Origin of the sequence: Bacillus sp. JJ664 (assembly GCF_036962205.1) — a bacterium.
Lineage (GTDB): Bacteria > Bacillota > Bacilli > Bacillales > Bacillaceae_G > Gottfriedia.
This window is the reverse complement of record NZ_JBALMS010000188.1, coordinates 1-2,302: the sequence shown is the minus strand read 5'-3', so window position 1 is coordinate 2,302 and position 2,302 is coordinate 1. Positions and strand designations below refer to the sequence as shown.

Annotated in this window: 1 protein-coding gene and 1 pseudogene (1 of these 2 cut by a window edge); both read right to left on the bottom strand. The window is 32.5% G+C overall.

Translation table 11 applies throughout. The features are described 5' to 3' along the window. Positions 1-1,337: the 5' portion of a formate--tetrahydrofolate ligase gene (locus V7056_RS19905; protein ID WP_499704125.1), read on the bottom strand. Its footprint begins 28 nt before the window's first position; 1,337 of the gene's 1,365 nt are visible here — the first part of the coding sequence; it begins with the start codon at positions 1,335-1,337; the stop codon falls past the left edge of the window. 541 nt (positions 1,338-1,878) lie between these two features. Continuing rightward, a pseudogene (locus tag V7056_RS19900) lies at positions 1,879-2,302 on the bottom strand (oxalate:formate antiporter); the annotation flags it as partial.

Here is a 2,302-nt window from a genome sequence, read left to right as displayed (position 1 = left end):
TCAATTGAATCATTTAAATCGTATAAATACTTGAATGGCTCTTTCGGTTTATTTAATAACGAAACAAGTGTTTCGGCAAGTGAAACCCCACCTAATCCACCGTGTTCCCACACTTCTGTTAGTACAACATCTATATTATTTTCCATTCCCCACTGTTGAATAAAACTAATTTCTTCTTCGGAATCAGTTATGAATTTATTAATAGCAACAACAACAGGGACGTTAAATTTTTGAATCGTTTCAACATGTTTTTCTAAATTACAAATCCCATCTTTAATCGCATTAACATTTTCACTCGCAAGCTCAGTTTTATGTACGCCGCCATGCATTTTTAAAGCTCTAATCGTAGCAACTATTACAACTGCATCAGGAGTAACACCTAGCGCTCTTGTTTTAATATTTAAAAATTTCTCCGCACCTAAATCTGCTCCAAAACCTGCTTCTGTAATGACATAATCACCTAATTTTGATGCCATTTTCGTAGCGATTACACTATTGCATCCATGAGCTATATTTGCAAAAGGTCCGCCATGAATAATTGCAGGTGTATGTTCAATTGTTTGGACAAGATTTGGTTTAATTGCGTCTTTTAACAGTAATGTTAATGCGCCTTGAACATTCAAATCTCCAACCGTAACTGGCTTTCTTTTATTAGTATAAGCAACAACTATGCGTTTTAGACGAGCTTTAAGGTCTTGAATATCAGAAGCTAAACATAAAACAGCCATTATTTCAGAAGCTACAGTTATATCAAATCCATCTTCTCTTGGCACACCTTCAGTAGGTCCACCAAGGCCGATTATGATATTTCTTAGTGCACGATCGTTTAAATCCACAACGCGCTTCCAAGTAATTCTTCTCACATCAATTTCAAGTTCATTGCCTTGCTGTATATGGTTATCGATAAAAGCTGCCAGTGCATTATTTGCTGTAGTGATTGCGTGAATATCACCATTAAAATGTAAATTGATATCATCCATTGGTAAAACTTGAGAATATCCTCCTCCAGTTGCCCCACCTTTTACACCCATTGTAGGTCCTAATGAAGGTTCACGTAATGCAACAATCGCTTTTTTTCCAATTTTATGAAAAGCTTGTGCTAATCCAACAGTTACAGTTGATTTTCCTTCTCCTGCTGGTGTCGGGTTGATTGATGTAACTAAAATTAACTTACCATCATCATTATTTTTTAATCGTTCTAATACTGATAATGATAATTTTGCTTTATAATGTCCGTAATTTTCAACATCATCTTCGAATAGATCTAAATCCTTTGTAATATCCGATATTTTTTTCATTTTTGATTCAAATGCAATTTCTAAATCTGACTTGCTCATTAAATCATCTCCATTACCTCTTCTTCGATATCCAAATTATAGCATAATTTGTCACTTTTTTCATATTAGCAATCATCCATTCAAAAATACCGTTTGAAGCTCAAATTAGTAATTCTTTCTACTTATCAAAGACCCGCTTAGAAGCATACTAACAGTAAGGCTTAAAAGAAGGGAGTGGAATTATGTATCGTCATAAAAAAAATAAATTGAATAAACGAAATCATACATTTTCGGATGATCATAATGAAGAATACAGTACAGAATTCTATCCTACTAGGAATATTTACTATAGTGATANNNNAGTTATTGGATATACCGCTCTATTTTTTTCACTATTTTCATTATTTTTAATGCCTGTATTATTTGGTTTAATCGGTATAGTTCTCGGAATATATACTGTTACCAAAGGTCACTCAACATTAGGATATACTGCAATTGGATTTGGTCTCTTTTCGGTGGTCGTCTCCATTTTCTACAATTTACTATTTGTCTTAAGCGCAATTTTATAGCATAAAAAAGAGGATTCCAAGGGAATCCTCTTTTATACTTCAACTACGCTCCACTCATCATCTTTTTTAGAGTATGTTAAGTTTGCAAAGTGATTTGTTATTTCTTTATATTCTTCTACATTTTCTAAAACTTCATCTACACCAGAGTAAAAATCAACGCGGAAAATAGGTATTTCAATTACTTTTCTATTTTCAACTCTTTCACTTATATCGATTATTAATCCATCCTCCATAAGAGGAAATAATGTTAGCATAAGTTTAAGATTAATTGGCGTAATGGCTTTCGAACGTTGAAAAATGTTTAAACTTCTACGTTGAAGATGTGACATTTTATATGAAATAACATTACACAACATAATGATAAAATCATTCATCCGTTTATAATAAACTTTTTGATACATACCATCACTGATACTCATATAAGCAAATGAATTATTTAGCCTTGGTATAAATGGT